Below are 21,208 nucleotides of genomic sequence, written 5' to 3' on the forward strand. Positions count from 1 at the left end.
CGTGGAAACTATGAACATGCTTGAAGTGATTTTCCTCGGCACGGGCGGCATAATGCCCACCAGGGAGAGAAACGTTCCGGCCATAGCGCTCCGCTACAGGGGCGAGGTTATACTCTTCGACGTCGGAGAGGGCACGATGAGGCAGATGAACACCGCTAAACTCAGCCCGATGAAGGTGGAGAAGATCTTCATCACCCACTTCCACGGCGACCACTACCTTGGCCTGGCCGCCTTGATACAGACGATGAACCTCTGGGACAGGGAAAAACCCCTCCACATTTACGGCCCCAAGTACACCTTTGAGTTCGTCCAGCACTTTCTCCAGAGCGGCTTCTTCAGGCCGGGTTTCGATATACACGTCCACGAGCTTGGCGAGACGAGGCTGAAGTTCGGGGACTACGAAATCTGGAGCTTCAAGGTCGAGCACGGGATTCCGGCTCTGGGCTACGTCTTTAAGGAGAAGGACAGGCGGGGGAGGTTTCTGCCCGAGAAGCTCGCCCAATACGGCCTGAGCGAGGGGCCGGTACTCGGGAAGCTCGAGCGGGAGGGTCAAATCGAGTGGAACGGCCGGATAATCCGCCTCGAGGACGTCACCGGGCCAAGGAGAAAGGGCCTCAAGGTCGTCTACACCGGCGACACCGAGCCCGCGGAAAGGGTCAGGCTCTTCGCGGAGAGGGCAGACCTGCTCATCCACGAGGCAACCTATCTGAATCCCGCCCACAGGGGCGATAGCTATCACTCGACGGTTGAGGAGGCCTGCGAGACGGCCAGGAGGGCCAAGGTTAAGCTCCTTGCCCTCTTCCACAGGGCCTTCCGATACACCTACGACGAATACCTGAGCGAGGCCTCGCGAATATGCCGCGAGTTCGGGGTTGACTTCGTGGTTCCGCGGGACTTCGACCTTTTGATGTTTAAATCGGGCAAATTCAGCGTGAGAAACCTTCTGGAGGAGAGAGGATGAGCTATCTTCGCTACGTCAAGCTCATAGGCACGATGCACGTTTCGCCGAAGAGCAGGGAAGAGGTGATCAGAACGATACTCGGTGAGAGGCCCCATGCCGTTGCGATAGAACTCGACAGGGCGCGCTTCCTGGCCATGAATGAGAACAGACGCATGACCCTCGAGGAAGCCCTCCGCTTCGGCAGGAAGGGGCTGATAAATTACGCACTCGCGAAGGTCGAGGAGAGGCTCGGGGAGGAGTTCGGGATGGCACCCGGGGAGGAAATGAAAGCCGCTATAAACGCCGCCCAGAGGTTGGGTGTTCCGCTCTACCTCATAGACGAGGACATAAACGTCATACTCTCCAAGATAGCCGCCGCCCCGGGGAGGGAGAAGCTTCTCATGGCCCTGGAAGCCCTGGGAATATTCCTGCCCGTTAGGCTCGGCGAGCCCTCCGACCCAATGGCGGAGTACAGGGTCATGATGGTGCAGTTCAAGCGCCGCTATCCCTACCTCTACCGCGTTCTGGTCGAGGAGAGGAACGAGGTCATGGCGAGGAACCTGATCTCGATAGTGGAGAACCTAAAGCTACGGGGGGTCAAGAGGCCGAGGGTCATAGCGGTCGTTGGCCTCGGCCACAAGCCGGGGATAGAGCACCTCCTCGACAGGGCCAGGGAGCAAAGGTTTCTCTCGCCATACTGGGCCGCAGGGGCGATGTGATAACCCTCAGAGGAGAGTCCCCCGGGGACTTCGATTGGTTCGTTTCTTTCGTTACTTTTATATTTAGAACCGCCCCAGCATTCTTGGGGATTCGCCATGAAGGACAGACTCGAAAAGATGCTCAACGTCAAGATTCTTGAAATCGAGGAGCTTGAGGACAGGATAGTCGTTTACGTTCCGGAGGATCAGGTGAGGATAGCGGTGGGGAGCGGCGGTGCCGCCGTTAAAGCCGCCGAGCTTGTAATCGGCAAGAAGATTGAAGTAAAGGGCAAGTGAGCCTCCCCGTGGGGCGTTTCGATGGGCTATGAACCGTGGAAGGACGTTCACAGGGGCAGCATGGGAAGGAGGGAGATCGAGGATTTGCTGATTTCTTTTCTAGTCCTCGCTCTGCTGTTTTCCAACTTTGACCCCTACGCGATTCCCTACTCCCTCATCGCCGTTCTAACAGCCTTCATCTTCCACGAGCTCGCCCACAGGCAGGTGGCGCGGCACTACGGCTACAGGGCGTATTACAAACGCTGGGACACTGGCATACTCATGGCGCTCCTCGTGGGCATAGCGACGCGCCTTCTCACCGGAACGACCTGGATATTCGCCGCCCTCGGTGCCGTTCAGGTTCACGCTCCCTACGCGGTGGATTCCAGGGAGGCCTTTGGAAAGATATCCCTCGCGGGCCCGCTTACCAACATAGCCGTCGGCGCTGCCGCACTGGTGGCCCTGAGAGCAGCGGTTCCGTTCACTCCCCTCTGGTGGGTCATCAAGACGACGGCAACGGTCAATCTGTGGCTGGCGTTCTTCAACCTGCTCCCGTTCCCGCCGCTGGATGGCTCCAAGGTCGTCCGCTGGAACGCCGGCTACTGGGCGGTCTCCATCGGCGTCGCCTACCTCCTCTTCAGACTGCTGTAACACTTTCGGTGATACAGAAGGGAAAGGTTAAATAGCCCCACCTTCACTTCTATCACGGTGGTTCCAATGGAGTACAAGAATCCGCTGGGTGTTGATATTGACCTCGAAACCGGCGTCATTCCCGGGGCCAAAAAGCTCGTCAGAAGGCTCAGCGACCTGAAGGGATACTTCGTCGATGAAAAAGCTTACGCAGAGCTTCTCAAGGAGAACCCGGTTGTCTACGAGGTTTACGCGATTGAGCAGGAGGAGAAGGACGGCGACCTCAACTTCGCAACCACCGTCCTCTACCCGGGTAAGGTCGGAAGGGAGTTCTTCTTCACCAAGGGCCACTATCACTCCAAGGCAGACAGGGCGGAGATATACTACGGCATCAAGGGAAGAGGCGGAATGCTCCTCCAGACGCCCGAAGGAAAGGCCGAATGGATAGAGATGGGGCCCGGAACGGTTGTCTACGTTCCCCCCTACTGGGCGCACAGGACCGTTAACACGGGCGACGAGCCGTTCATCTTCCTGGCGATATATCCCGCCGACGCAGGCCACGACTACGGCAGCATAGCCGAGAAGGGCTTCTCCAAACTCGTGGTCGAGGAGAACGGTGAGGTCAGGGTCGTTGACAGCCCGAAGTGGAAGGAGTGAACCTTTGATTTTTCTTCTTCTCACCGCAACCCTTATTAACTTTCAGCAGTTACATCACTCCCGGTGATACAATGTCCTGGGACGCTCTCTACTCATCGGCCTTCAATAAAGTCCGTGAAAACATTGGGAGAATCGGTGGGGTTCTCCTCGCGTACAACACGAACATCGACGCCATAAAGTACCTTGACTCCACGGACCTGGGGCGGCGGATAGAGCTGGCCGGAAAGGACGAGGTTCTGGGGTACTCCGAGGAGCTTCCGGAGAAGATAACCTCCATTGAGCATCTCTTCGGTGGAATTCTCTGGAGCATCAGGCGCGGAAAGGCGGCGGAACTCTTCGTCGAGAGCTGCACAGTCAGGTTCTACATGAGGCGGTGGGGCTGGGACGAGCTCAGGATGGGGGGCCAGGTCGGAATAATGGCCAACCTCCTCGGCGGCGTTTACAACGTTCCGGTCATAGCCCACGTTCCCCAGGTTTCGAGGCTTCAGGCGGACCTCTTCAAGGACGGACCGGTCTACGTCCCCAAGGTCGAGAACGGGAAGCTTAACCTCGTCCATCCAAAGGAGTTCCTGGCCGACGAGGAGAACTGCATCCACTACATTTACGAGTTCCCGCGCGGGTTCGAGGTTCTCGGCTTCGAGGCACCCCGCGAGAACCGCTTCATTGGCGCCGCCGATGACTACAACCCGAACGTCTACATAAGGCCCGAGTTCACCGAACACTTTGAGGAGATAGCGAAAAAAGCCGAGCTGGGAATCATCAGCGGTCTCCAGACTCTAACGAGGGAGAACTACAGCGAGCCTTTTGAGGAGATGGTGCGCCACCTCGAAATTCTGAACGCGAGGGACGTTCCGGTTCACCTTGAGTTCGCCTTCACCGCGGATGAGACCGTCAGAAGGGCCCTGATTGACGTCCTGGGCCGTTTCCACAGCGTCGGCCTCAACGAGGTCGAGCTCGCCTCGATAATGGAGGTCATGGGTGAGAAGGGCCTCGCTGAGAAGCTCCTCGCCGACGACCCAGTGGACCCAATCGCGGTCACCGAGGCCATGCTCAAGCTCGCCGAGAGAACTGGTGTTAAGAGGATACACTTCCATACCTACGGCTACTACCTCGCCCTGACCAGCTATAAGGGCGAGTTCGTCCGCGACGCGCTGCTCTTCGCGGCACTGGCTGCCGCCGCCAAGGCGAAGCTCGGCGACGTCCGCTCGATAGACGACGTGGTCAAGGCCATGGACGTCCCGGTGAACGAGAATGCTGGAGCGGTGGAGGAGAAGCTTGCCGGGGAGTACTGCATGAAGAACGGCATCGCTGAGATCGATGGCTACCAGCTCTCCTTCGTTCCGACGAAGATAGTAACGAGGCCCAAGAGCACCGTCGGAATCGGTGACACAATATCCAGCTCGGCCTTCGTGGGCGAGTTCGCCCTCCGTTAAATTTCATTTCTACGCCAAAGTTAAAAACAGATGGGCCCAAGTATTGTCCAGAAATCAGGGGTGGTTACCATGAAGACGCTTATTCTTGCGGGGGGCAAGGGAACGCGCCTCTGGCCGCTGAGCAGGGAGCTGATGCCGAAGCAGTTCGTTCGGTTCCTGGACGATCGTTCCCTTTTCCAGAGGACCGTGGAGAGGGTGCTCAATCTGGGGTTCTCGAAGTCGGATGAAATATTTGTCGTGACCAACAAGGCGTACAGGTTCAGGGTTCTCGACGACATCAGGGAGCTTGGCCTGGAGCTTCCGGAGGAGAATATCCTGCTCGAACCGGAGGGAAAGAACACCCTGCCGGCCATCTACTGGGGCATAAAGCAGGTTGAGGAAACGTTTGGGGACTCAATCGTCGCCGTTCTCCCGAGCGACCACCTGATAGAAGCCAACGAAGCCTATGAAAGGGCTTTCAGGAACGCGGAGAGGCTCGCCCGGGGGCATCTGGTTACCTTCGGGGTAAAGCCGACCCGGCCCCACACTGGCTACGGTTACATAAAGCCGGGCGGGGCCCTGCGGGAGGGTGACGAGCTCCTCGGCTACCGCGTCGATGAGTTCAAGGAGAAGCCGGACTTCGAAACTGCCAAGCGCTACGTTGAGAACGGCTACTACTGGAACAGCGGCATGTTCATGTTTGATACCGAAGTCTTCATTGAGGAGATCCATCGACACGCCCCCGACGTGTACGAGGCCTTTGAGAACGCCGAAAGTGTGGATGAAGCCTACCGCGCCGCCCCTGACATCAGCATAGACTACGGAATCATGGAGAAGACGGACAAGGCCGCGGTGGTGCCCCTTAACGTCTACTGGAACGACCTGGGCAGCTTCGACGCCATCTATGAGGTTATGGGGAAGGACGAGAGCGGAAACGCCGTAAAGATTGGCAGCAGGAAGTCGGAGTACATTCCCCTGAACTCCCGGAACAACCTCGTGATGACGGAACGCCTGACTGCGACGGTCGGTGTTGAGGACCTTATAATAATAGACACGGACGACGCCCTTCTCATCGCGCACCGTGGGGAGAGCCAGCGCGTCAAGGAGGTTTACAAACTGCTCAAGGAGCGCGGAGACGAGAGGGTCTTTGTCCACAGGACCGCCTATCGTCCCTGGGGAAGCTACACTGTTTTGGAGGAGAACGAGAGATACAAGATAAAGCGCCTCACCGTTCTGCCCGGCAAGAAGCTCTCCCTTCAGATGCACTACCACAGGAGCGAGCACTGGGTTGTCGTTAGGGGAACCGCTAAGGTCACCGTTGGGGACAGGGAAATCCTCCTCCGGCCGGGGGAGAGCACATTCATTCCGGCAGGAGTTAAGCACCGCCTTGAGAATCCGGGGAAGGTCGTTCTTGAGGTCATAGAGACCCAGATTGGGGAGTACCTCGGTGAGGATGATATAGTTCGCTTTGCGGACGATTTCGGGAGGGATTGATGATGACTGAAGAATCCGAAAAGAAGGAAAAGAAGGAGAAGGTCCGGAACTGCGGGGATGAATGGGAGCGGTTCAGCAGCTCCATATCTTCCCTTTCGCTCAGCCTTCTGCCCACGCTGCTCTTCGTGCTCATAATGTCCTACATAATCGTCGTGGGGCTTCAGAACGCCGATATAACCTTTACAGTTCAGGGCCAGGAGGTCACCATAACCTACCCGCAGATAGACATACCCGTGGACTACTCCGCCATAAAGAACGCAGTGGTTTACCTATTCGCCGCGATACTGATAGGCATACCCGTGCCCCTGCTCTCCGGCAAGTGGAAGCCGCTGAAGATACTCGTCTCGCTGATTCAGGCTGGGGCGTTCGTCTACGGCCTCTACATCTTCGTGATGATGATAATCAACTTTGCCAGTGCTCTAATGTGAGGTGATTGCAATGGGAAGGCTCTTTGGGACCTTCGGCGTCAGGGGGATAGCCAACGAAATGATAACGCCAGAGTTCGCCCTCAAGATGGGCATGGCCTTCGGAACGATGCTCAGGCGCGAGGGCAGAAGGAGGCCCCTCGTAGTGGTCGGAATGGACACCCGCGTTAGCGGGGAGATGCTGAAGGACGCATTGATAAGCGGCCTCCTCAGCGTCGGCTGCGACGTCATAGACGTTGGAATAGCGCCAACCCCTGCAATACAGTTCGCGACGGCGCACTTCAAAGCCGATGGCGGCGCCGTGATAACGGCGAGCCACAATCCACCCGAATACAACGGCATAAAGCTGCTTGAACCCAACGGCATGGGGTTGAAGAAGGAGAGGGAAGCGGTAGTTGAGGATGTTTTCTTTAAAGACGACTTCGACAGGGCCAGGTGGGACGGGATAGGCGATGTCAGGAAGGAAGACGTCATCAGACCCTACATCGAGGCGATAAAGAGCAGGGTTGACGTTGAGGCCATCAAAAAGCGGAAGCCCTTCGTTGTCGTTGACACATCCAACGGCGCGGGTAGTTTGACGCTTCCCTATCTGCTCAGGGAGCTCGGTTGTAAAGTGGTGAGCGTGAACGCCCATCCCGACGGCCACTTCCCCGCGAGAAACCCCGAGCCCAATGAGGAGAACCTGAGGGGCTTTATGCGGATAGTCAAGGCCCTCGGAGCGGACTTCGGAGTCGCTCAAGATGGCGACGCCGACAGGGCAGTGTTCATAGACGAGAACGGCAGGTTCATACAGGGCGACAGGACCTTTGCCCTGGTTGCCGATGCCGTTCTGAGGGAGAACGGCGGTGGACTTCTCGTCACCACCATAGCCACCTCCAACCTGCTCGACGATATAGCGGAGAGGAACAACGCGGAAGTCATGAGAACCAAGGTCGGCGACCTCATCGTCGCCCGTGCTCTTCTCGAGCACAACGGGACGATAGGGGGAGAGGAAAACGGCGGCGTTATCTTCCCGGACTTCGTCCTCGGCAGGGACGGGGCGATGACCACAGCCAAGATAGTCGAGATTTTCGCAAAGTCGGGCAAGAAGTTCAGCGAGCTGATTGATGAGCTTCCGAAATACTACCAGTTCAAAACGAAGAAGCACGTTGAGGGCGACAGGAAGGCGATAGTGGCCAGGGTGGCGGAGCTCGCTGAAAAGAAGGGTTACAGGGTGGACACCACCGACGGAACCAAAATTCTCTTTGAAGACGGCTGGGTACTCGTGAGGGCCAGCGGAACGGAGCCGATAATCAGGGTCTTCAGTGAGGCGAAGAGTGAGGGAAAGGCCGAGGAGTACCTTAAACTTGGGCTGGAGCTTCTGGAGAGGGTAATTGGGGCTTAGCCCCGTTTCCACTCTTCCAGCAGTTTTCTCCCCTCTTCCGCGCTCCTTGGAACCCGCAGGCCCAGGCTCAGGAAGAGCTCGGCCAGGGGAGGGACATCCAGATTGTGCTCCCTAAGGAGCTCTGGATTTCCAAGTACCTCTTCGGGAGTCCCGACTGTGATAATCCTTCCGCGATCCATAAGGGCTATCCTGTCGCAGAGCGAGAGGTAATCTGCCTCGTGGGAAGCAAGGATGACGGTTTTCCCCTCCCCCTTCAGTTCGAGCATGAGCTCCCGCATCAGCCTCTTGCCCCTGAAGTCGAGGTTGGCGAAGGGTTCGTCGAATACTATTATCTGTGGCTTCATGGCAAGGACGGTGGCTATCGCTATCCTCTTCTTCTCCCCGAAGCTGAGCTCCTTCGTTTCCCGGTTCGCATATTCTGCCATGCCTACTTTGTCAAGCGCCCACATAACGCGCTCTTCGAGCTCCTTTCCCCTGAGGCCAAGGTTGTAGGGGCCGAATGCAACGTCCTCAAAGACGGTCGGCGAGAACAGCTGGTCGTTGGGGTCCTGAAAGACTATGCCAACTTTTCTCCTGACCTCTTTCGGGTTCTTCACCGGGTTGACGCCGTCTATGAGCACCTTTCCCCTTTTGGGCTTCAGTATGCCGTTGAAGTGCAGCATCAGGGTGCTCTTTCCGGCTCCGTTCGGGCCGAGGAAGCCGAAAAGCTCGCCGTCTTCGATAGTAATGTTTATACCAGTGAGTATTTCCCTGCCGCCGTAGGAAAAGTGGACGTTCCTCAGCTCAATCATATCAGCAGACCCCCCAGTGCCAGTACCGAAAGCAGGACCGTGTGAATACTGGGTTTTGGCTCTTCCACCCTTGGAAACTCCCCGAAGCCCCTCGATAGCATGGCCCTGTAAATCCTTCCATTTCGCAGGTATGTCCGCAGGAATATCTCGCCGATGAGGGAGCCGAGCTTTCTGTAGTATTCCCTCTTTCCGATTCCAAAGGCCCTTGAGTCGAGGGCGCGCTTCATTCTCGTTGTCTCGTCCACGAAGAGGTCGAGGTAGCGGTAGGTGAACGCCAGTGTGAGGACGAGTATCCGCGGGAATCTTAAGGCTTCCATCTCGGCGAGTATCCTTGAGAACCCGACGGAGCTGGTGATAACAACAGCGGTTCCTGCCGAAAGGAAGGCCTTACCGAGGAGCAGGAAAAAGGAATAAACGCCCTCGTGGGTTATCGGGCCGAAGGGAGTGTCTACGAGCGTTTCGCCCGGATTGAAAAGTGCAAGAATGAAGAGCAGCCCTTCGAAGCCGAGGAGGAAGCCGAGGTTCTTGAAAACGCTCTTCTTCGGCCTCATTGTGAGCACAACAACCAGAAACAGAAGCGCAAAGTAGACTAACTCGGTGAGGCTCTTTCTCGTGACCACTCCCATAGCATAAAGGAAAATGAAGGGCAGGTACACCTCAGGCACCCTTCGCGAGCTTTGCTAAACCGTAGCCAACCCCGAAGGTTAGGATGATTCCGAGCAGTCCCATGACCACGCTCTGGCCCCAGGTTTCGCCGTAATCGAGGGGAGCGTGGTAAACCGGGTTCTCCTCAAGGCCGACTTTCTCCATAGTGGCTTCGAGTCCATCCGGATTGCTTGAAGCCAGCGGCAGCACTATCGCCAGCACGACGGCTATAACTACCAGCCCTTTGAAAACCGTTCTCATGCAGGCACCCCCTCCACCGATGGAAGCTTTGCCCTCACGGCGTAGACTATCAGGACGGTGAGTACCGCTTCACCGATTCCGATTATCGAGTGGTAGCCGGCCATCAGGGTAAGGACTTTGAAGAACGGAAGGCTGTGGCTCAGGCCTATCTCGACCGATGCGAGGGCAGCTCCAAGAACGACGGAGAGCCAGGCAGCAAAGCCCATGGCAAAGGTTTCGTTGAGGGACTTGAGCTTGGTATAAATGCCGTAGCCTACGATGGCCCCTATCAGTCCCATGTTGAGGATGTTTGCGCCGATTGCCGTTATTCCTCCGTCCCCGAAGAGGAGCGTCTGTATGAGCAGAACCGCGGTCATGACTATTACCGCCGCGTAGGGTCCGAGCATTATCGCAACCAGCGTCGCCCCGAGCAGATGACCGCTGACGCCCCCTATTATCGGGAAGTTGACCATCTGCGCCGCGAAGATTCCGGCCGCGAAGAGGCCCAGGAGGGGTATCTTCTCCTCCGGGAAGTTCCTGAGCTTTTTGGCCGCGTAGGCTATCCCGGCTATCGTTATTGCGTAGGTAATCACTATTACCGGTGTACTCAACAGTCCATCCGGGATATGCAACCTAAACACCTCCGGTGGTTTTTGTTGTGCTATCAATGGAATAAATAGTAACACGAAATAAAAGCGTTTTTTAAACCGGGTATTACCAACCAAAGGTTGAGAACAGTGATTGTGCCGCCTCGTTACAGAAAAGAAATGGGATGGGCTCAGAGGTAGCCCCTGTCTTCCTCCTCCGGGGCCGGTGGCATCTGCTGCTCCAGCATGGCCCTCTGCATCTCCTGGACCTTCCTGAGTATCTCCTCAGTCTCCTTGGCGCGCTCTTCGAGGGCGGTCATGTCGAGCTCGATGCCCAGTATCTTCGTCACCGCCAGGAGGACCGATTTCGCCGCCTTTGCATCGACGATGTACCCGAGACTCTCGCCGAGAAGGCTTACCCCGTACATCGAGCGGAGCTTGCCCATGCCGAGGAGCAGTCCGGCGGCACCGACTATCGCTCCCCCTTCGTCCTCGCGCCAGATAACCTCGACCTGACAGCCCTCGAGCTTTCTCTGATAGTGCTCAACCAGCTCCTCGTGGGTTACAGCCGCCAGAACCCTCGGCTCTCCCTGGAGCTCGGGCACCTGGTAGCCGCCCATCGTGATTATCTCGCGAACGCCAAATTCGTTAACGAAGTCCAGCATCTTTCCGACGACCTCGAAGTGGCCGGGGCTGTCCGTTGGCGGAACCTGCTGGTCGCCGGTGATGATTATGATGTCCCTTCCGTTCTCGTCCGGGTTCTTCCAGTAGTAGAACTCGTTCTTCATCAGCTCGACGACTGAGTTCTTCTTGATGAGAACCTGGTGCATGAAGTGCGGCGAGTAGAGCTCGGCAAACTTGACCGCGTTGAGTTCCTGAATGAGGTGCTCGGCGGCGAGCTTTCCGACCAGCCCTATACCGGGCAGGCCCTCTATGAAAACGGGATCTCTGAGCTGGGGCCTCTCATAGACGTGAATAACTGACTCCTTCATATCAATCCCTCCCGACAATGCCCAGCTGCTCGCGCTTCAGCCTCCTTCTGTACTCCCCGTAGGGGTCCTCCGGTGAGAAGCGCGGCGGATGGGCTACCTTTGTTTTAGCTCCGCAGACCGGACAGATTTCCTTGAGGGTGTAGCGCCCACACTCGGGACACTTCCTGATCCGGAAGTGCATCATGAACCCCTCTTCTTGACCTTCTTAATGCGCTTCTCCTTCCTGATGAGCGTCGCTTCGCCGCCCGCTTCCTTTATGACGCGGAGTATCTCCTCGGCTATGTTCTCAAGGACCTCCTCCGCCTTGTAGTAGTCAGGGGCGGTGATGTCGATCCTGTACCTCGGAGCGCCCTGGTAGGAGAACTTGACCTCTATCTCCTTCTCCTCGTTGGCCCTGTCCCTCGCCCTGATGAGGGCCTCCTTGATTATCTCTATACCGTTCGGCTTCGGAACGGTTATCTCAAACTCGGCGTCGATGGTGACGGTGGGTATCTCAACGTAGGCCTCAATTACCGGCTTCAGAGCCTCAATCCACTCGTCGCTGATGAGGCCCTGTAGAACCTCCATTCCGTTCTGGGCTGCGTCCTCGAAGGCGGCATAAACTTCCCCGTACTCCTCTTCGAGCGGAACCCAGACCTCGCGCCAGGCCGTCTCGAAGTCCTTTCCTATCTTCTCAGCCGCCATCTTGAGGAGGTTCTCGGCCTTCTGGGCGCGCTTGTACTCCTGGAGCTTGGCCTTCCTCTGCTGCTGGTTGACACGCTTGAGGCTCAGGTCGATGTGCCCCTTGCTCGGATCCACGCGTATGACCTTGGCCACTATCTTCTGGCCCTCTTTAACGTGATCCCTGATGTTCTTAACCCATGTGGAGGCGACCTCGCTTATGTGCATGAATCCCTCCTTTCCGGGGTACTCGTCGAGCTTGAGAAATGCACCGTAAGGGTGAATGCTCTTGACGGTGGCGACCACAAACTCTCCCTCTTCCGGGTATTCTCTGGCTTTCCTCGGCATTTCAATCACCTCAAAATTTTCTCTGCCGGGATAAGTTACGAAAAGAGGTATTTAAAGTTTAGCAGAAGTTTCCAGGCACGGAGGCAAAGGAAAGAAAAAGCTCACTCGAGAACCTCGAGTATCTTGGCCTTGATGACGCCCTTTCCGCCGGTCGGCTCGACGAGGGTCGCGCCGCAGACGAGGCACCTGACGGTGGTGGCCGGGTTGCTGAAGACTATCTGCTCGTTGCCGCAGTCTATGCACTTGACGCGGAGGAACCTGCTCCTCGGCATCGGGATAAGGTTCTTCGGGAGCGCCATGGGTCACACCTCCACCAGCTCGAACTTCTTAACGCGGAAGCCCTGTCCCCTGGTGTGGGCCTTGCCGCACACGGTGCACCTGAAGCGGAGGTCGAGCTTCTTGACCGGCTTCTCCCTTCCTGCTGGGTTCGGCCTCGGGAAACCGCGGTAACCCTTCATGATCCTGCGGAATCTCCTCTGGCCCTGGCTGAGCTCGCTCCTCGGTCTCTTCTTGACCTTCTCGACCTTGTGGATAGTGTGCTTCTTACAGTAGGGGCAGTAAGTCCTTATCTGCTTCGGATACTTCATTCTCTCACCTCCACGCAGAGGCCCGGTGGGTTCCTACTCGCCCCAGCCTCGGACACCCCCGAGCCGTGAGGCATGATAGTGCCTGCAAACCCCGGTAGCCGCGAGGCTTTAAAAAAGTTTTTGCTTGCGCGAACCACGGGCACCAGGTATAAAGTTGAACGGGGAAAAGAGCGGGCGGAAATGCCCTCACTCGGCGGGTGCATAGTAGCAGCGCTTTGGAGATACTATCTTGCCCTCCTTTTTGAGGACCTTTATGGCCTTGTCCACTTCCTTCTTGTCGATGCCGGCGAGCTCGGCTATCTCCTTGCTCTTGAGGGGCTTTCCGGCCTCCTTCAGAACCTTGAAAACAACCTCAACCTCTGCCATCTTTATCACCCTTTGGGTTTGTCAATAGAACCTAAAACGTTTGAACTTAAAAGCCTATCGGTCACGACTGCAGTATGAAGGGAACCACGAACGGCACCATAGCGGTGAGCACGAAGCCGTGGACGAAGGCTATAAGCGCGACCTCGCTGCCCCCGAACTTCGTCATTAGGGGAAGTGTCGTATCCATCGTGGTTGCACCGCCCATGGAGACGGCCAGCTCCTTTGGTATTTTCTTTATCGCCACAGGATACAGGAGAACCGTGAATATTTCCCTCGTGAGGTTTGCCAAAAAGCCGAGCGTTCCGTAGACTGCCGAATACTGTGCGATCAGTGGTCCTGTGAGGCTGTACCAGCCGCAGCCGGCGGCAACTGCAAGCCCCCACCTGAGTTCTATCCCCAGGAGCAGGGAAGCGACGAGGCCGCCCAGGAGTGAGCCCAGGAGGGTGCCGAGGGGCAGCTTTATGGCGAGCCTTCCGAGCTTCCTGATCTCCGCGAGCCGGAAGCTCTGACCAAGGTCTATTCCGATTATCAGTATCAGCAGGTAGAGCATGATTTCATAGAGATTGCCGAACTCCGGGGCGTAGAAGTGCCCTGTGAGTATCCCTGCAATCAGCGCGACCAGAACGTAGGCCAGAAACCTCATCCCTTTCCCCCCACGAGGAGAGCGATCCCAACGCTGCCCGCTATGGTGAGGGCCGCGAATACTGTGGACGAACTAAGGAGCCACAGGGCATCTATCTTCACCTTCCCCGCCTCGACACCCATGAAGAATATTAGGAGCAGCAGTGCGGCGCTCATGGGGGCATCAACGTTCACCTTACGCTCTTTCCTGCGGAGAACGTAGCCTATGAGAACGCCCGCGATTAGTGGGATAAAGATGTTCATGTAAACCCCTCCTCTGAAGGTTAGTGAACTACCCTCTCACAGGTGGGGCTTCGTGAGGAGTGAGGCCACCCCAAGGTAACCTCACCCTCACAGGCCGGTTCACACGGCCACTACCGGCTATCACCCTGACGGGAGAATCGCCGGCTACCTTCCTCAAAATGTTCAACGCACCGTTCACGTCAGCGTTAATCAGTGTTCCAGTTGAGGACTGGAAAAGTCCCCTCTTCACCCGCCTCCCAAGGTATTCCTTCTTTTTCCCAATAGGCTCCAGAGCGAGGGCATCAACCCTGCTCGTGTACGCCTCATCAACCTCACTGTAGTTAATCCCGTAACGCTCGCACTTCGCCTTCAATTTTTGCTTGAAAAGGCCGAACGGAACATACTGGAAATTCTGGTTGTTCCTCTTGCCAAGGTTGGCGTTCTGCTTTATCCCTTTCAGCTCACCAATTACAATGTTGCCAATCCCGTTCTCAAGGCAGTAGTTCACGATGTAGCTCACCGCCTTGTTCATGAAGTCGTTAATCACGTTATTTCTTTTCCTCAAAAGCCAAGCCATCTTCTTTCCAAACTTCACGCCCTGCTTATCGTATTGACTCTGGAGGCGGGCCTTCTCCCTGTTCCACCACCGGTTAAAGCTCTTTAACCCCCGGCCTTCGATGATGAAGGCCGTCCCGGTGGTGGAGACGCAGGTGGCGAAGTTGTTAAGGCCCAAATCAATGGCGAGGTATTTTGAGTAGTCCAGTTCTTTCTCCTCCGGCTCAACCTCGTAAACGTATTCAATCTCGAACCAGAGGGCGTTGTATCTTGGCACGATGCGGACTTCCTTTATCCTGTGGCCTTTAACGTTCTTCGGGAGGGTGAATTCGAGGTGTTTGACCCCGTATTTTTCTGCGAAGTTCCTGCCGAGGGAGAGAATTATTCTGTCTCCCTTAACCCTGAAGGACTGGTATGGGAAGATGAGGAGGAAGTGGCCGTTCTTTGGGAGGTATCTCGGCGGCCTGACAGGACGGTTGTAGTTCCCCTTCTTCCTCTCGTTGAGGACGTGGAAGAAGGAGCGGAAGTTCCTCTCCACGATTTTCATCGTTTGCTGTGCGGCTTGGCTTGGCAGGAGTTTGTAAGGCTCGCTGTCCTTCACGAGGTGGTAGGCTTTGGCGTATGGCAGAAAAGTGCCGTTCAGCTCGTAATGTTGTTTAACCGTGTAAAGTGTGAGGTTGTAGAGGCTCTTGGATAGGTGGGTCATCGTTCGGAGAATTTTGTAGGTCTTCTTGTCCACCTTGAGGTGGTTCTTCTGAGTGAGATACGTGGGAAACCACCTATTAGTTTCTAATATGCGTTGTCATTTAAAGTCTTCGGGCTTTCATCTCTCCCTCTCGGAAGGAGTCTCCCCGCCCAATTGGATAAACGTATCGAGGGGCTCGGAGGGTGTTCACGTCATCATCTGTGAGCCGTCAGTTTGCTTGCTAATCGTCATCGCCCGTAACCCGTTACAGTCACGCATTTTTAAACCTATGCGGGCAAAGGTTTTTTACGGCAACCATTCATCATTCAAATGGTGGTTCACATGATTCGCGCATCCGAAAGGGCCATGGGCATCGAATACGCCATAAGGGATGTTGTTCTCCCGGCGAGGGAGCTTGAAAAGAATGGAATAAAGGTCATCCGCCTCAACATAGGCGATCCGGGCAAATACGACTTCCAGCCGCCCAAACACATGAGGGACGCGTACTGCAAGGCCATCCAGGATGGGCACAACTACTACGGACCGAGCGAGGGAATTCCCGAGCTGAGGGAAGCGATAGTGGAGCGCGAGAGGAAGAAGAACGGTGTTGAGGTAACCCCGGACGACGTCCGCGTTACCGCAGCTGTTACAGAGGCGCTGCAGTTCATATTCGGGGCCCTCCTCAACCCCGGGGACAACATCCTCGTTCCGAGTCCAAGCTATCCGCCTTACACTGGCCTCGTCAAGTTCTACGGCGGCATTGCCAACGAGTACCTTACCGTAGAGGAGAACGGCTGGCAGCCGGATATCGATGATATGAGGAAGAAGATAGACGAGAGGACAAAGGCCATAGCGGTCATCAACCCGAACAACCCAACGGGAGCGCTCTACGAGAAGAAGACGATTAGGGAGATACTCGACCTTGCCGGTGAATACGACCTGCCTGTGATAAGCGATGAGATATACGACCTGATGACCTACGAAGGAAAGCACGTCTCCCCTGGCTCCCTCACGAAGGACGTTCCTGTAATAGTCATGAACGGCATGTCAAAGGTCTACTTCGCCACCGGCTGGCGCCTCGGCTACTTCTACTACGTTGACCCCGAGAACAGGCTCGCCGAGGTCAGGGAGGCGATAGACAAGATGGCCAGGATAAGGCTGTGCCCCAACACTCCAGCCCAGTTCGCCGCCATAGCGGGCCTAACGGGCCCGATGGATTACCTTGAGGAGTACATGGCCAAGCTCAAGGAGAGGAGGGACTACATCTACAAGCGCCTCAGTGAAATTCCAGGTATAAGCACCACCAAGCCTCAGGGAGCCTTCTACATCTTCCCGAGGATAGAGGAGCGCTCCAAGTGGAAGAACGACAAGGACTTCGTGCTTGATGCCCTCCACGAGGCGCACGTGCTCTTTGTCCACGGCTCCGGCTTTGGCTACGCCGGCGAGTGGCACTTCAGGATAGTCTTCCTGCCGCCGGTTGAGATACTCGAAGAGGCAATGAACAACTTCGAGGCCTTCATGAGAAAGAGGCTTGCGGAGTGAATCCTTAACCTCTTCTTTTTCTGTACTGGCTTTTCCTTTTTAAGCCCCGCCCTTCACGGTGGGAAGGAGGCCAGCTCCCGCTCTTAAGGGCGCATTGGGGGAAGAAAATCACCGGTGGTTAAAAATAGGAGTCATCCACCCGAAACAACGGGGATGACCTCAACGTAGTCCCCGTCCTTCACGTTCTCATCTTCAAGGGCAACGCGGCCGTTCAGCTTGGCTATTGCGCTCTCCGTGTTAAACCCTACCCTGCGGAGAACGTCGGCCACTTTCGTTCCCTTCTCCCACTCGACCTCCGTCTCGATTCCCCTTCCCAGAACCCTGACCCTGATCATCTCCACCACCTCTATGAACTCGGGGGGTGTCTTTTATAAATCCGCCGGAAGCCAAAAAACTTAAAAACCCTCCCCGGCTCATATAACCTGGGCACGGGAGTGCCGCGGTAGCCTAGCCTGGTAGGGCGCCGGCCTGCTAAGCCGGTGGCCGTTGGCCACAGGGGTTCAAATCCCCTCCGCGGCGCCAAAATCTTTCTCTGGGTCGAATGCCGGGATAGCCTAGAGGCGAGGCGGTGGACTGCAGATCCGCTTTACGGGGGTTCAAATCCCCCTCCCGGCTCCACAGCAAACTTTTGTAGGGACAAGAGTCTGATGAAACTTTCCGCAGGTGAGGTTTTTGGGAACAAACCATAAATACCTCCCCGCTTACCTACCTTCGATGAGCGCCCCGGTCTTCAACTCAAAACTCTGTGCCGTCTGCAAGGGCAGAAAGCTCCTCTGCGGCAGGCCGACCTGCCCCATCCTTGAAAGGTTTAGGGTAGCCCGGACGGTTGAACGGAGGCTCAACAAACGTCACCTTTTCGGTTCTTCTCCCCCGAGCATCTTCGTCGGGGAGTACGGTTACCCCAGAGTCCGCATAGGTCCCCTCGTGCCGCCGATTGAGGGCAACACCAGTCACCTTGACAGCCCCATGAAGTGGGAGGACAAAACCATACGCGACATCCTCTACTACCGCTCTCTCCTCGTCATGGGGGAGACAAAGGCAGACGTCCACGTGAGGAGGAGCGGGAGAATACTGGGCGAGGTTCAGGAGCTGGCAATGTCGGTGAAGCCAGTGGACAGCGAGGTTCTCCTCAAGAGGAAGCCCGTTCTCAAAGTCCTCCCGAGCGAGTTTGCACCTCCGATAGGGCCGAAGGCTGAGCTACTCGACTTTGAACTCACGGAGAACCCGCGGATTCCGAGGAGGACGGACTACGTTGTGAGCGACGAGCTGAAGGCCGAGCAGGCGATAATGAGGCTCTACAACTGGGGCTTTGACGAGTACTACATCATAAGGCTCCTCTCGGCCGGACTCCTCGGGGTGGACAAAAAGCTCGTTCCAACGCGGTGGAGCATCACGGCAGTTCAGGACACGATAGGGAAGAACCTGCGGCGCGAGATACTTCACTATCCCGAGATAAACGACTACGAGGTGTACTTCTACAGATTCCTCGGCAACCGCTACGCCGTTCTGCTCATGCCCGAGGGCTACGCCTTTGAACTGCTTGAGGTCTGGCTCAAGGGGTCGCTCTTCGGTGCCTCTGAACCCAGCGTCATTCACGATTACGAGGACTTCCGTGGGAGGAAGGAGTACGTCAAGGAAACTGCCGGAGCGTATCACGCCGCCCGCTTGAGCGTTCTGGAGGCGCTGAGGGAAAGGAGGAGGCAGGCGAGGGTGGTGGTCTTCCGCGAGGTAACGCCCGAGTACTACGCTCCGGTCGGCGTGTGGCAGATTCGCCTCGGAGTGAAGAAGGCGATGGGAAATCCCATCGGTCGCTTTGAGACACTAAACGAGGCGCTCGATGCCATAAGAAGGCGCCTTGAGCACCCGTTTGAGAAGTACCTTGCAAGGAGCTACGTCCTTGGGAGCCTCGCGAGGCAGAAAACCCTGGATGAGTGGCTCGGAAAGAATTTATACCGCCTCGACCAAGGAAATCAAGGTGGATGATGACCACTCCATCCCACTGAGGCGTGATGACTGCACGTCAGGCTGACACCGGTTGGAGGTGATAATGTGGAGGAGGTTGATGTTATTAGGGAGCTCATGAGGATTGAGGAAAAGCTTGAGAACATAGAGAAACTCTTGGCGGAGCTGCTTGAGAGGGAGGAGGACTACGCCATCATGAAGATTGCGGAGGAATCGCTGAAGGAGTTCCTTGAGAACGAACCTGATCTCTATTCGCAGGAGGACCTTAAGGTGAAGTACGGATGAAGGGCAAAGTCGTCCTCGTACCCTTTCCATTCACGAGTCTTAAGGGCACGAAACTTCGCCCTGCGCTGGTTCTGTTTGAGGGTACAAATGACGTTACACTGGTCTTTATCTCCTCCAGGATTGAGCGTTACAACCCCAAAACGGATGTCCTCATTGAACAATCTCATCCAGAGTTCCAGCTAACTGGCCTTAAGGTTTCGTCGTTTATCAGACTAACAAAAATCGCCACAGTCCAGAAGGACATCCTGCCCGGAGAGCTTGGTGAAATCGGCCCACTAATCAAAAAAGAGATAAACCGGAAGGTATGCTCCCTCTTGGTGTTTGAGCCATGAGAAAGAAGCTGGCTCTCATAAGCATCGATGGTTGCGGGATCTACAACCTGAAGCACATGCCATTCCTGAGCGAGCTTGCTGAAAGCGGTGAGTTCGCGGTGGTTGACTCCATCTTTCCAACGCTCACGGACTTAGTTCACACCAGCGTGATGACTGGGGTGTGGCCAAAAGACCACGGGGTCGTCGAGAACGGCTACTACGACCGCCTCTCTGACCGGAAGGTCAACTTCTACGACTACGAGGTGGCGTTTAATCCCCACAGGGTCATTAAGGCCCCGACCATCGTTGACCTGCTGCGGCAGAAAGGTGTCAGAACCGCAGCCGTCAGCGGCTATACGATGCCACCGTTCAGCGGGACGGACGTCAGAATTTTCCCGCCCTTCTTTGCCGGCGACAGGATGTACCGCCAGCACGGTCGCGATTGGAGGAAGGACGTCTGGGTCATGAACTCGGCCATCTACCTGTACGAGGAATGCAGACCGGATTTGCTCCTCGTACACTTCGCTTCGATAGACGGTATGGGCCACGACCACGGGCCGCTGAGCGAGGGGGCTCTAAAGGCTGTAGAAACTGTTGATACGGCCGTTAGAACCCTATGGGAGCGCCTGAAGGAAGAGTACGCCTTCATAATCTTCGCCGACCACGGACAGGAGGATGTTCACACCTGGGTGAACCTGAGAACGTACCTCAGGAAGCACGGCATCGAGACGCTACGCGTCTCCTCTGGCGGTGGGGTTCACGTTTATCTCAGAGACCCGAACCAGGCCGAGGAAGCCTTTGAAGTTCTGAGGAAGACCCCGGGGGTCAAAGAGGTTTTCTTCCGGGACGAGCTACCCCACCTCGACACGCCCCTGAGCGGCGAGCTGATAGTCTCGGCCAAGCCCGGCTACTGGTTCTGCTCCCACAGAATGTGCAGGGGAGTAAAAGGGGTAAGCCACTGGGTCAAAGGAATGCACGGCTCGATGAACGAGCCAGTTTTGAGGGTTCCGTTGATCCTCTGGGGGTTTGAGAGGGCTGAGCTTGAAAACGCCTCCCTGATGGACATAGCGCCGACGGTTCTGAGGTTCTTTGGCGTGGAGAAACCGGGAAATATGGTGGGGAGGAGTTTGATATAAGGTGAGTACACCAGTTGGCTTTCCCCTCTCTTTACTTTACAGCCACTCAATCCTAACCCTGCCCTCAAGGCTCCTGAACTCCTCGTCTCCCGTTAGAAGAACTGCGTCGAGGTCTATTGCAGTGGCAGCCGCAAACGCATCCGCATAACTCAGCTTGTGGAATGCCTTTATCCTTCCGGCTATTAGGGAAAGACGCTCGTCAACGTTAACGAAGAGGATGGGAAGTCTTTTGAGATTAGCAACGATGAAATCGGCGACATCAACGCCCTTTCTGCGCGCTATGGTGTAGTAAATCTCGCCGAGATTTACAACGTTCATGTAAACCTCAGCGTCTCCCTGTTCAGCCTTTTCGAGCAGTTCCCTGACCCGTTCTGCTCCATCTTCGTGGAGGAGATATGCAAGAAGGGTGTAGCTATCAAGTACAACCTTCATTTCCATTTCTTGGCCTCCAGCTCCTCTTCCTCTGCTCTTATTTCTTTCATGATGTCTTTCAGAGGTTTATCGAACTTCAGTATTCCCATGAGGTCAATGTCTTTTTTCACCGGGACTATCACTATTTCGTCCCCAAAGTCAAGAACCTCAAGCTCGTCTCCATCTTTGATGCCGAACTTCTCGCGAATGGCCTTGGGTAAGACTATCTGGCCCTTTGAGGAAACTTTTACAGTGGTCATCTTACACTCACCAAAATAGTCTTACTCATCAAGCATAAAAACCTTCCGATAAACGACACGAGAAA

Annotated in this window: 30 protein-coding genes and 2 tRNA genes; 16 read left to right on the top strand and 16 right to left on the bottom strand. The window is 55.9% G+C overall.

The window, feature by feature from the left end; translation table 11 throughout:
- The first annotated feature begins 16 nt into the window (after positions 1 to 16).
- The 9 genes from E3E42_RS07245 (at position 17) to glmM (ending at position 7,916) form a co-directional block, all read left to right on the top strand.
- Positions 17 to 961, top strand: coding sequence for a ribonuclease Z (locus tag E3E42_RS07245; protein WP_167903713.1), 945 nt, complete (start codon positions 17 to 19; stop codon positions 959 to 961).
- Complete coding sequence (locus E3E42_RS07250; protein ID WP_167903714.1) at positions 958 to 1,659, top strand: TraB domain-containing protein; 702 nt, start codon at positions 958 to 960, stop codon at positions 1,657 to 1,659. Before E3E42_RS07245 ends, E3E42_RS07250 begins: the two co-directional genes overlap by 4 nt.
- Positions 1,660 to 1,755: 96 nt before the next feature.
- Positions 1,756 to 1,935 carry a KH domain-containing protein gene (locus E3E42_RS07255; protein WP_167903715.1) on the top strand — a complete coding sequence of 60 codons (180 nt, stop codon included), beginning with the start codon at positions 1,756 to 1,758 and terminating at the stop codon, positions 1,933 to 1,935.
- Between the two features lie 21 nt (positions 1,936 to 1,956).
- Positions 1,957 to 2,565 (top strand): site-2 protease family protein, encoded by a 609-nt coding sequence (locus tag E3E42_RS07260; protein ID WP_240913666.1) that lies wholly within the window; start codon positions 1,957 to 1,959, stop codon positions 2,563 to 2,565.
- 66 nt (positions 2,566 to 2,631) lie between these two features.
- The gene (locus E3E42_RS07265; RefSeq protein WP_167904015.1) at positions 2,632 to 3,201 is read left to right on the top strand and encodes a glucose-6-phosphate isomerase; all 570 of its coding nucleotides are present in this window, start codon (positions 2,632 to 2,634) and stop codon (positions 3,199 to 3,201) included.
- A 71-nt stretch (positions 3,202 to 3,272) separates the two neighbouring features.
- Positions 3,273 to 4,634, top strand: coding sequence for an ADP-specific glucokinase (locus tag E3E42_RS07270; RefSeq protein WP_167903716.1), 1,362 nt, complete (start codon positions 3,273 to 3,275; stop codon positions 4,632 to 4,634).
- A gap of 69 nt (positions 4,635 to 4,703) precedes the next feature.
- Positions 4,704 to 6,107: a mannose-1-phosphate guanylyltransferase/mannose-6-phosphate isomerase gene (locus E3E42_RS07275; protein ID WP_167903717.1), complete on the top strand. Its 1,404-nt coding sequence runs from the start codon at positions 4,704 to 4,706 to the stop codon at positions 6,105 to 6,107.
- On the top strand, positions 6,107 to 6,535 hold the full coding sequence (locus E3E42_RS07280) for a hypothetical protein (protein ID WP_167903718.1): 429 nt from the start codon (positions 6,107 to 6,109) through the stop codon (positions 6,533 to 6,535). Before E3E42_RS07275 ends, E3E42_RS07280 begins: the two co-directional genes overlap by 1 nt.
- A 10-nt stretch (positions 6,536 to 6,545) precedes the next feature.
- Positions 6,546 to 7,916 (top strand): phosphoglucosamine mutase, encoded by a 1,371-nt coding sequence (gene glmM / locus E3E42_RS07285; RefSeq protein WP_167903720.1) that lies wholly within the window; start codon positions 6,546 to 6,548, stop codon positions 7,914 to 7,916.
- Here glmM and E3E42_RS07290 read toward each other — a convergent pair.
- From E3E42_RS07290 to E3E42_RS07350, 13 genes are all read right to left on the bottom strand, one after another.
- Complete coding sequence (locus E3E42_RS07290) at positions 7,913 to 8,707, bottom strand: energy-coupling factor ABC transporter ATP-binding protein (protein WP_167903722.1); 795 nt, start codon at positions 8,705 to 8,707, stop codon at positions 7,913 to 7,915. The two genes, glmM and E3E42_RS07290, sit on opposite strands and share 4 nt — an antisense overlap.
- On the bottom strand, positions 8,704 to 9,363 hold the full coding sequence (locus E3E42_RS07295) for a CbiQ family ECF transporter T component (protein WP_167903724.1): 660 nt from the start codon (positions 9,361 to 9,363) through the stop codon (positions 8,704 to 8,706). Before E3E42_RS07295 ends, E3E42_RS07290 begins: the two co-directional genes overlap by 4 nt.
- A 1-nt stretch (position 9,364) precedes the next feature.
- Positions 9,365 to 9,613 (bottom strand): PDGLE domain-containing protein, encoded by a 249-nt coding sequence (locus E3E42_RS07300; RefSeq protein ID WP_167903726.1) that lies wholly within the window; start codon positions 9,611 to 9,613, stop codon positions 9,365 to 9,367.
- Positions 9,610 to 10,224, bottom strand: a complete 615-nt coding sequence (locus E3E42_RS07305; protein ID WP_167903728.1) for an energy-coupling factor ABC transporter permease — start codon at positions 10,222 to 10,224, stop codon at positions 9,610 to 9,612. Before E3E42_RS07305 ends, E3E42_RS07300 begins: the two co-directional genes overlap by 4 nt.
- 146 nt (positions 10,225 to 10,370) lie before the next feature.
- Positions 10,371 to 11,171 (bottom strand): proteasome assembly chaperone family protein, encoded by an 801-nt coding sequence (locus tag E3E42_RS07310; RefSeq protein WP_167903730.1) that lies wholly within the window; start codon positions 11,169 to 11,171, stop codon positions 10,371 to 10,373.
- A gap of 1 nt (position 11,172) precedes the next feature.
- Positions 11,173 to 11,352, bottom strand: a complete 180-nt coding sequence (locus E3E42_RS07315; RefSeq protein WP_167903732.1) for an RNA-protein complex protein Nop10 — start codon at positions 11,350 to 11,352, stop codon at positions 11,173 to 11,175.
- On the bottom strand, positions 11,352 to 12,179 hold the full coding sequence (locus E3E42_RS07320) for a translation initiation factor IF-2 subunit alpha (protein WP_167903734.1): 828 nt from the start codon (positions 12,177 to 12,179) through the stop codon (positions 11,352 to 11,354). Before E3E42_RS07320 ends, E3E42_RS07315 begins: the two co-directional genes overlap by 1 nt.
- A gap of 101 nt (positions 12,180 to 12,280) precedes the next feature.
- A complete protein-coding gene (locus E3E42_RS07325; protein ID WP_012571194.1) occupies positions 12,281 to 12,478 on the bottom strand; it encodes a 30S ribosomal protein S27e in 198 nt (65 codons plus the stop codon).
- Between the two features lie 3 nt (positions 12,479 to 12,481).
- The gene (locus E3E42_RS07330; protein ID WP_014012391.1) at positions 12,482 to 12,766 is read right to left on the bottom strand and encodes a 50S ribosomal protein L44e; all 285 of its coding nucleotides are present in this window, start codon (positions 12,764 to 12,766) and stop codon (positions 12,482 to 12,484) included.
- 186 nt (positions 12,767 to 12,952) lie between these two features.
- The gene (locus E3E42_RS07335) at positions 12,953 to 13,132 is read right to left on the bottom strand and encodes an HTH domain-containing protein (RefSeq protein WP_167904016.1); all 180 of its coding nucleotides are present in this window, start codon (positions 13,130 to 13,132) and stop codon (positions 12,953 to 12,955) included.
- Positions 13,133 to 13,193: 61 nt separating this feature from the next.
- Positions 13,194 to 13,775, bottom strand: coding sequence for a lysine exporter LysO family protein (locus E3E42_RS07340; protein ID WP_167903736.1), 582 nt, complete (start codon positions 13,773 to 13,775; stop codon positions 13,194 to 13,196).
- Positions 13,772 to 14,017: a hypothetical protein gene (locus E3E42_RS07345; protein ID WP_167903738.1), complete on the bottom strand. Its 246-nt coding sequence runs from the start codon at positions 14,015 to 14,017 to the stop codon at positions 13,772 to 13,774. Before E3E42_RS07345 ends, E3E42_RS07340 begins: the two co-directional genes overlap by 4 nt.
- Positions 14,018 to 14,045: 28 nt before the next feature.
- Entirely contained in the window at positions 14,046 to 15,347 is a 1,302-nt protein-coding gene (locus tag E3E42_RS07350) for an RNA-guided endonuclease InsQ/TnpB family protein (protein ID WP_370519638.1), read from the bottom strand.
- A 231-nt stretch (positions 15,348 to 15,578) separates the two neighbouring features.
- On the opposite strand from E3E42_RS07350, the gene E3E42_RS07355 reads away from it, so the two are divergent.
- On the top strand, positions 15,579 to 16,778 hold the full coding sequence (locus E3E42_RS07355; RefSeq protein WP_167904017.1) for a pyridoxal phosphate-dependent aminotransferase: 1,200 nt from the start codon (positions 15,579 to 15,581) through the stop codon (positions 16,776 to 16,778).
- Positions 16,779 to 16,909: 131 nt separating this feature from the next.
- Here the strand turns inward: E3E42_RS07355 and E3E42_RS07360 are convergent, their stop codons facing one another.
- Complete coding sequence (locus E3E42_RS07360; protein ID WP_167904018.1) at positions 16,910 to 17,113, bottom strand: MoaD/ThiS family protein; 204 nt, start codon at positions 17,111 to 17,113, stop codon at positions 16,910 to 16,912.
- A 101-nt stretch (positions 17,114 to 17,214) separates the two neighbouring features.
- Between E3E42_RS07360 and E3E42_RS07365 the strand changes: the two genes are divergently transcribed.
- From E3E42_RS07365 to E3E42_RS07390, 6 genes are all read left to right on the top strand, one after another.
- Positions 17,215 to 17,300, top strand: a tRNA-Ser gene (locus tag E3E42_RS07365).
- A 21-nt stretch (positions 17,301 to 17,321) separates the two neighbouring features.
- Positions 17,322 to 17,396: transfer RNA gene (locus E3E42_RS07370), tRNA-Cys, on the top strand.
- Positions 17,397 to 17,492: 96 nt separating this feature from the next.
- Positions 17,493 to 18,761, top strand: a complete 1,269-nt coding sequence (locus E3E42_RS07375) for an Nre family DNA repair protein (protein WP_167903742.1) — start codon at positions 17,493 to 17,495, stop codon at positions 18,759 to 18,761.
- A gap of 66 nt (positions 18,762 to 18,827) precedes the next feature.
- A complete protein-coding gene (locus E3E42_RS07380; protein ID WP_167903744.1) occupies positions 18,828 to 19,025 on the top strand; it encodes a hypothetical protein in 198 nt (65 codons plus the stop codon).
- Complete coding sequence (locus E3E42_RS07385) at positions 19,022 to 19,357, top strand: type II toxin-antitoxin system PemK/MazF family toxin (RefSeq protein ID WP_167903746.1); 336 nt, start codon at positions 19,022 to 19,024, stop codon at positions 19,355 to 19,357. Before E3E42_RS07380 ends, E3E42_RS07385 begins: the two co-directional genes overlap by 4 nt.
- On the top strand, positions 19,354 to 20,472 hold the full coding sequence (locus E3E42_RS07390; RefSeq protein WP_167903748.1) for an alkaline phosphatase family protein: 1,119 nt from the start codon (positions 19,354 to 19,356) through the stop codon (positions 20,470 to 20,472). Before E3E42_RS07385 ends, E3E42_RS07390 begins: the two co-directional genes overlap by 4 nt.
- Before the next feature lie 36 nt (positions 20,473 to 20,508).
- On the opposite strand, the gene E3E42_RS07395 is transcribed toward E3E42_RS07390, so the two are convergent.
- Entirely contained in the window at positions 20,509 to 20,910 is a 402-nt protein-coding gene (locus E3E42_RS07395) for a type II toxin-antitoxin system VapC family toxin (protein WP_240913667.1), read from the bottom strand.
- Complete coding sequence (locus E3E42_RS07400) at positions 20,901 to 21,143, bottom strand: AbrB/MazE/SpoVT family DNA-binding domain-containing protein (protein ID WP_167903750.1); 243 nt, start codon at positions 21,141 to 21,143, stop codon at positions 20,901 to 20,903. Before E3E42_RS07400 ends, E3E42_RS07395 begins: the two co-directional genes overlap by 10 nt.
- Between the last annotated feature and the right edge of the window lie 65 nt (positions 21,144 to 21,208).

Origin of the sequence: Thermococcus sp. JdF3 (assembly GCF_012027495.1) — an archaeon.
Classification (GTDB): Archaea; Methanobacteriota_B; Thermococci; order Thermococcales; family Thermococcaceae; genus Thermococcus.